This window comes from Cupriavidus sp. WGlv3 (genome assembly GCF_023952475.1).
In the GTDB taxonomy this organism is placed as follows: domain Bacteria; phylum Pseudomonadota; class Gammaproteobacteria; order Burkholderiales; family Burkholderiaceae; genus Cupriavidus; species Cupriavidus phytorum.
Genome location: NZ_JALHRX010000032.1, coordinates 26,355 through 32,896 on the forward strand (window position 1 = coordinate 26,355; position 6,542 = coordinate 32,896).

The window sequence follows — 6,542 nt, forward strand, 5'->3', positions numbered from 1 at the left end:
CTCACAAGGAGTATCACATGGACGGAATTCTTGGGCGTATCGTCGCCATCGTGTTGGGTCTGCTGGCTCTCGTTGGCATCGCCTATGCCGGGTACAACGGCTTTCAGAGCCACAAGGCCGGCGTGGTCGCAACCAATATCACGCAGCTGATCACGAATGCGCGAGCAGGGTTCTCGCAGGGGAACAACGGCTATACCAATTTCACTACCGCCAATATCGCTTCGATGATTACTGGCGGTATGTTCCCCTCGGACATGGTGCGCGGCACGGCACTCGTCGACCCCTGGGGCAATGCAGTCACGCTGGCCGCTGCCAACAACGGGTCCCAGGGTGTCATTACCTTCGGCGGCGGCAATGCGCAAACGGCAAAACAATGCGTGAGCACAGCACTGGGCCTGAAGGACTACGTGACGTTGGCGGTCGGCTCGACCACGTTCAACCAGACCAACTTGCCTGACCAGGCCACCGCCGGCGCTGCCTGTAGCGCCACAGCGACCTTCACGCTGACCTTCCAGTAAGCAGGCAAAGCGATCACAGCGACGAGGCGGAATTTCCACCGGCATCACGTCCACGGTGGAAGGCGATGAAATCAGGACGTGGACTTTAGGGAAATGACATGGATGGGATTCTCGGGCGCATCGTCGCCATCGTCTTGGGCCTGCTGGCACTGGTGGGCATCGCATACGCGGGCTACAACGGTTTCCAGAGCCACAAGGCTGGCGTGGTCGCCACCAACATCGCGCAACTGATTACGAATGCCCGCGCTGGATTCTCGCAGGGGAATAACGGCTACACGAACTTCACCACGGCCAACATCCCGGCGATGATCACCGGCGGCATGTTTCCGACGGACATGGTGCGCGGCACGACCCTGGTCGACACGTGGGGAAATGCCGTGACCTTGTCGGCCGCAAACAGCGGCTCGCAAGGCGTGATCCGGTTCGGTGGCGGCGGTGCTCAGACAGCCAAGCAGTGCGTGAGCACCGCGACCTCCCTCCGCGATTTCGTTTCATTGGCCGTTGGGACCACGACCTTCACGCAGGCGAACCTGCCAGACCAGGCCACCGCCGGCGCCGCATGCAGCGCGACCGCGAGCTTCACACTGACTTTCCAGTGAGATTCCACGCGGCCACCAAAGTCTGAGGAGAAGGGCATGGGCTATCTCATCCTGCCGATCGCGACCGTCCTGTTCTGTCTGGGGATTGTTGCCCAAAGCCGGCAACTATCAGAAGCAGCACCTGGGGCCGGCGTGGCTGGCCGTATGGAATCTGTAGCGACGGTCACAGCGCAGCAGGCGCAAGCATACGGCTCGGCCTGTGTGTCGACCGCCGGTGCAACACCGGGGCTGGTCGGTGCGAGCGTGACGCCAGTGCTGCCGTCAGGGATGGTGGCGCCGGCTGGTGCCGGCTGCATGGCCGTCGCCAATCCGGGCGGCGGGCGCGACGTCTACGGATACGTGCGCGTGTCATCAGGCGCAAGCGGCGCGCTGCTCAGCAGCACAGCGGGCAGTCTCGCGTGGTTCCGGGTCCGCAGTCAGGGCACGGCCGTCAATCTTGCTACCGGCATCGCCTACAGCGTGCCGGCGACCATTCCCGTTGGGGCGCTGGTCAATTGGGTCCAGTTGAACACCTGAGAAACGCATGGAAGCCATCCTCGGATATCTCGTCGCGCTGATGCTCTCGATGCTGAGCCTTGCCGGCTTCGCGACGTGGGCAAAGGCCGGCGTGACGAACGTGCAGACCGCCGCCGCGGCGAGCCAGATGCTTGTCTTCGACAAGGCCGCCCTGCAGTTCGTGCAGGACGAATCCGCCACGCTGGTTGCTCAGGCAACTGCAAGCGTGCCTGTCAACGTTACGCCGGCCATGCTCATCAACGGCGGCTATCTGCCAGCCGGGTTCTCGGCGACCAATGTGTTCGGCCAGACCTGGCTGCTTCAGGTTCTGCAGCCGACGCCAAACAACTTGCAGGCGCTCGTCACGTCGCAGGGCGGGCGGCCGATCACCGACACCCGCCAGCTCGTGCAGATCGCTGCGCAGGCGGGTGCGCAAGGGGGCTTCGTACCCTACGCCGGACAAAACGGCGATCCGACGATGGTGGCAACCCGCGCCTATGGGGCATACGGCGCGTGGCAGGTGCCGCTTGACAACTACGCGAACCCGGGCAGCGGCCGGCTCGCGTCTTTGCTCGCCTTTACCGGCGCGCAGGCCAACAACGGCTATCTATATCGGGTGCAGGTTCCGGGCCATCCGGAACTCAATCGGATGCAGACGTCGATCGACATGGCAGGCAACGACGTCAGCAATGCCGCTCGGGTCACGGCAACGACTGCCTTAACCAGTGGTGGCGATACCTATCTAACAAGTACCGGTGCGCCAGGTACTGCGTGCGGCGTCGAAACGTCGACCCGCCGAAGCACCACTGGCACCGGGCATGTGATCTGTGCCGGCGGCATCTGGCAAGCGGTAGGCACGGCCGTGGCAAACATCTATGAAGGGCTGTGGTGTGGGAACAATGGTCAGATAGCGACCAGCGCGACCAATGTTGGATTCATCTGCAAGAGCAACAGGTATATCGCGCTCAACAACGCGCTGGGCAATATGACCGTTACTCGGAAAATTGAGAACGTTACAGACGGTATGACGTTCTCGAAGGACAACTGCCCGGGTGGTACCGCATGGGCGTTGTACACCCCGAAGCAGGAAATGGTCAACATCACTGGCAATGTGATGCCGCCGATTCAGGGCACGTACTTCTCCATGAACGACTGGGGTACTACATGGTATGCGCAAGCAAGCGCAATCTCTCCTGCCGCATGGTACAGCGGCAACGATACTGGGGCGCTCGGGGGGCGACTCGTGGGCACCGTTACAACTGGATGCACCTTCTAGGACCGGGATTGATTGATGAAAAGAATTCTTTGGGCATGCATTCTCGCAGCTGATTTCTCGGCAGCCAACGCACAGTTGTACTCGTTTCCGGCACCGCCGATGACCGTGGCAGACTGTAGGCAAGGGCACCACTGGTATCGGGAGCCAGGTAGATTGCCGTACTGCAAGGTCGATGATCCCCCGCCGCCCCCGCCGCCGCCGCCCCCTCCAACATTAGTGTGTCGCTACGAGTTTTGGAAATTCATGATCGCGATTGGGCCGGGCGGTAACTGCAGTGCGGATGGTGGATGCGACGGATATGGATACTCCGTTTATGATGGCGTCGCCAACAACCCCACGGTTGCGCGCACTTGGAGTTCCTGGGATGCCGGACCCATTGTGCATGATCCCTCGGCGATGTGGCCGCTTATCCAGGTTGATATGCAGTCGCGCGGCTATTACGCTGGTGCCACTAAGACGTCAACACCTGGCAACGGGAATTACCCGGGCACCAGCTACTACGAGGTTTGCAAGTATTGAGATCCCAGGGCTGAACAGACAAAGAACCCCGTCGTTGCGGGGTTCTTTGTTTTTAGAGGGGTAACATGTTGCTCAGAACGCCGTAAAGCTCCAGGACTTGCTGATAGCAACACCATTGCGAGCACCTGCGAATGTTGCTGTGTGGGTGCCCCCTGTGAGGGGTTGCGTCGGGAGCATGAACACCACGCCAGCGTAGAGGCTCGTGTTCTCGATCGCGCTGGCGACGGAACCGGCCTTTGCATTAGCCGGAACCAGCACTCGTACCGGAACCGCTGCTCCGCCAGGGCCAGTCAGCGTGAAGCTGGATACGGTCAAAACGTTGGAGGACGACGGTGCCGCCATCCGGAACATGATCGGATGTCCAGCACTGGCAAGATCCGACGCCGGATTGGGGTTTTCCGTAGCTGGGTAGAAAGTTCCGAATATGGAGTCGTTGTCAGCAGGGTAGTATGCCACGGCATTCGCAGCGAGCTGCTGACCACCCCATTGCGCGAGACCATAACCGCCACCCTTGGCGCCGGTGACTATGCCAAAGTTGATGACGCAGCGGTTGTCGCGCACCGAAAGACCGACCGTCTCTTGATTGCTGGTGATGGCTTGTAAATGGTAGACAGACCGCTTAAAGCCCGCGAGGCAGCTCTCCGCGTCGGGCGCCCCGCTAGACACAGCTTGGCCAATCCATTGATCCTCCGACCCGCCCGCTGCAACCACTTGATCATAGGGATTCGCACCAGTGAAGCCAGCATTTCCGGCTACTTCCAAATGGCCTGTAGCGCTATTTGCCTTCATGTAAGCCAGATGGTTATCGGCGGCGATGTCGAGCTTGTCGTCTTGCTTAAGCGCGCCGACGCCGATCTTCAGGCGGAGTGAGTTCAAAGCATCATAGGCCGCAAGCCGCTGATCTCCGTTCGGATACGTCGATACCGGAGCTGTGGTCGCCGGCGGCACCGACGTCGGCTCCTGCGGCGGCGTCGTCGGAGTTGTAGGCGGCGTGGTGGGATTCTTGGATCCACCATCGTCACCGCCACCACCGCCGCATGCGGCAAGAGCGAGCGCCATGGCAGTGGCCAGAACCGAGAGAGCGAGTTTGGAGTTTTGCATGCTTTTCTTCCTCTGACTTTGACCGGCCGGGGATCGACCGTTACTTTTAGCTTACCTATCGGCGCGCGAAGTCAAGTGCCCGCAATCCCCGGCCGGACGTGAGAATACACGAAGGCGATCAGCATCTAGTCGACGAATTGGAGCCAAACTTGACCCCCCGGAAAGAGGGGTGTCCTGGTAATCGTTACGGCTGGCGGACCCGAAGACCGCGTCAAGTGCACGTCACCGCGATCGGTAGAGCGATGTGCCGCAGCTATTGCAGATGTGCCACTGATGCGCGGCAATGAACGGCTGCTCGCGCCAGAGGCGGATGCTTCTGGATCCGCACCGATAGCAAGACATGCCGCGCTCGGTCACGCATGCTGGATACTTCCGCGCATATTCGCTCACCGTCGGCAGGCCTTTGCGCGTCAGCGCAAAGGCGATCAAGGCGAAGTACGAGAACATGAAGGAGGCAATCGCCCATGGCCAGGCCAACGCCCCTCCTGTCTTGCCCACTTGAACGCCAGGTAAGCTGGCAAAACCAGAAAGACCGCGATCGTTATCCATTCCATCGTTGAATCTCCGTTGTATGTGTTTCGAGGCCTGCCCCGCGAAACCGTCCGGCGGGGTCGTCGGCGCGCTTGGGCTATCGGAAAGTGGAGGCTCCCGGCGTAGCAGTCCTGAAGGTCCAGGAGATACTCACCGGCTTGCCGGCCCGAGTGCCAGAAAACGAAGCCGTGTAGGCCTCGCGGTCCGCCAGTGGCGCGAGCGGGACCAGGAAGGCCGCGTTGTTCCGGAGGTATTCGTCTGCCATACCATTCGAGCCATCCGCCTTCGCCGCCGGGGACACCAAAACGCGCGCAGGCAGCTCCGCGCCGTTGCCGTCAACGAGTTTGAAGGCTTCTACGGACAGCACCTCCGCGAGCGCACCATTCGCGTAAATCATCAGGGGGCGGCCTGGCGCCGGCAGATCCGGCGCAGGATTCGGCGACTCGCCGGCGAAGTTGAAACCGGGTCGCACGTCGGTGTCGCCGTCTGCTGGCACAGTGACGAAGATTTCAGCATCGATCTGCTGGCCTCCTCCATAGGGCACACCGTTGGGTGTCGGGCCTGGTTGTGTTGCAGTGTTCGTGCCGAAGTCCACGACGCAGTGATTCAGGCCCAAGGCACCAGTATCACTGAATCCAATTCCCATGGATTCCTGGTTCGTGACGAGCGACTGCAAGTGGTAGACGGTGTGGTACCACTGATCGATGCAGCCTGCGCCGATCTCGCTATCATCGGGGCCTCTGGCTGCGCCCACGATTTCGGCCACCCATTGGGTGTCGCCGACACCGGCCCTTCTGGCTCGTAGCAGAGGCGTGGTTGCGTAGAAATGCAGAGAGCCTACGGATTGGTCATGCTGTGCCACGCTGTGCGCGCTGAGATAGACAGCATGTGCCTGGGCGGCGGTGTCGAGCGCGGGGTCTTGCATGAGAAGACCGACGCCGAGCTTCCGGCGCAAGGCGTTGACACCGTTGAAGAGCGCGAGCTGTCCCGAACTCTTTGCGTAGGATGGCTCCGGCACGCTGGTCCGCAGCGCAAGGGAGGGAACTTCTGCCGGGCCAGGAGCAGCCGACGGAACACTTCCGCTTGCCCAAGCTTCCTCATTGCCAATGAGCGCCAGCAACAGCAACGCAAACCATTTTCTCGTCTTCACGAATTCTTCCGATATAGCAGGAGAGATGTCATTGCCTATTGCCGGCCTGTCCCGCAGTCTTCGCTGTTGCTGCTACTGCCAAGCCAGCACGGACAGCAGATGCTCTGTTCGGAGCAAAAGTGGTGTCACGAAGTCTGCTAGCAGGCGCCAACGCTTGCGCGAACACCATTTCTCCGCGGTGAGATGAGGCAATGGGATCGCGGCTGGATTCGAGCCGCTTGATTCCAGATTAGCGACATCGTGCCGAAGTCAAGGCTCGCCGAACGGGAGGTTCCGACACTGGCGTTAAGGATGGTTAGTCGGCAAGATTTCGCAAAGGTTGAGCCCAGTTGGTTGGGGCGCAGAGCATAGGC

General features: G+C 60.9%; 7 protein-coding genes. 4 read left to right on the forward strand and 3 right to left on the reverse strand.

Features of this window, described 5'->3' with window-relative positions:
• Positions 1-17 precede the first annotated feature (17 nt).
• The 4 genes from MKD38_RS28590 (at position 18) to pilV (ending at position 2,888) form a co-directional block, all read left to right on the forward strand.
• Positions 18-518 carry a prepilin type IV pili gene (locus tag MKD38_RS28590; protein WP_012354557.1) on the forward strand — a complete coding sequence of 167 codons (501 nt, stop codon included), beginning with the start codon at positions 18-20 and terminating at the stop codon, positions 516-518.
• Between the two features lie 98 nt (positions 519-616).
• Positions 617-1,117 carry a type 4 pilus major pilin gene (locus tag MKD38_RS28595; RefSeq protein ID WP_012354556.1) on the forward strand — a complete coding sequence of 167 codons (501 nt, stop codon included), beginning with the start codon at positions 617-619 and terminating at the stop codon, positions 1,115-1,117.
• 36 nt (positions 1,118-1,153) lie between these two features.
• Positions 1,154-1,633 (forward strand): hypothetical protein, encoded by a 480-nt coding sequence (locus tag MKD38_RS28600; RefSeq protein WP_012354555.1) that lies wholly within the window; start codon positions 1,154-1,156, stop codon positions 1,631-1,633.
• Positions 1,634-1,640: 7 nt separating this feature from the next.
• Positions 1,641-2,888 (forward strand): shufflon system plasmid conjugative transfer pilus tip adhesin PilV, encoded by a 1,248-nt coding sequence (pilV, locus tag MKD38_RS28605; protein ID WP_012354554.1) that lies wholly within the window; start codon positions 1,641-1,643, stop codon positions 2,886-2,888.
• A 591-nt stretch (positions 2,889-3,479) separates the two neighbouring features.
• On the opposite strand, the gene MKD38_RS28610 is transcribed toward pilV, so the two are convergent.
• The 3 genes from MKD38_RS28610 to MKD38_RS28620 form a co-directional block, all read right to left on the reverse strand.
• The gene (locus MKD38_RS28610; RefSeq protein WP_012354552.1) at positions 3,480-4,508 is read right to left on the reverse strand and encodes a CAP domain-containing protein; all 1,029 of its coding nucleotides are present in this window, start codon (positions 4,506-4,508) and stop codon (positions 3,480-3,482) included.
• 222 nt (positions 4,509-4,730) lie between these two features.
• On the reverse strand, positions 4,731-5,057 hold the full coding sequence (locus MKD38_RS28615; protein WP_232348027.1) for a hypothetical protein: 327 nt from the start codon (positions 5,055-5,057) through the stop codon (positions 4,731-4,733).
• Positions 5,058-5,136: 79 nt separating this feature from the next.
• Positions 5,137-6,189, reverse strand: coding sequence for a CAP domain-containing protein (locus MKD38_RS28620; RefSeq protein ID WP_012354551.1), 1,053 nt, complete (start codon positions 6,187-6,189; stop codon positions 5,137-5,139).
• Positions 6,190-6,542: the final 353 nt, after the last annotated feature.

Bases quoted from the DNA above. Each gene is read 5' to 3' on its own strand.
- MKD38_RS28590 (WP_012354557.1), top strand. From the start codon at position 18: ATGGACGGAATTCTTGGGCGTATCGTCGCCATCGTGTTGGGTCTGCTG.
- MKD38_RS28595 (WP_012354556.1), top strand. From the start codon at position 617: ATGGATGGGATTCTCGGGCGCATCGTCGCCATCGTCTTGGGCCTGCTG.
- MKD38_RS28600 (WP_012354555.1), top strand. From the start codon at position 1,154: ATGGGCTATCTCATCCTGCCGATCGCGACCGTCCTGTTCTGTCTGGGG.
- pilV (WP_012354554.1), top strand. From the start codon at position 1,641: ATGGAAGCCATCCTCGGATATCTCGTCGCGCTGATGCTCTCGATGCTG.
- MKD38_RS28610 (WP_012354552.1), bottom strand. From the start codon at position 4,508: ATGCAAAACTCCAAACTCGCTCTCTCGGTTCTGGCCACTGCCATGGCG.
- MKD38_RS28615 (WP_232348027.1), bottom strand. From the start codon at position 5,057: ATGGATAACGATCGCGGTCTTTCTGGTTTTGCCAGCTTACCTGGCGTT.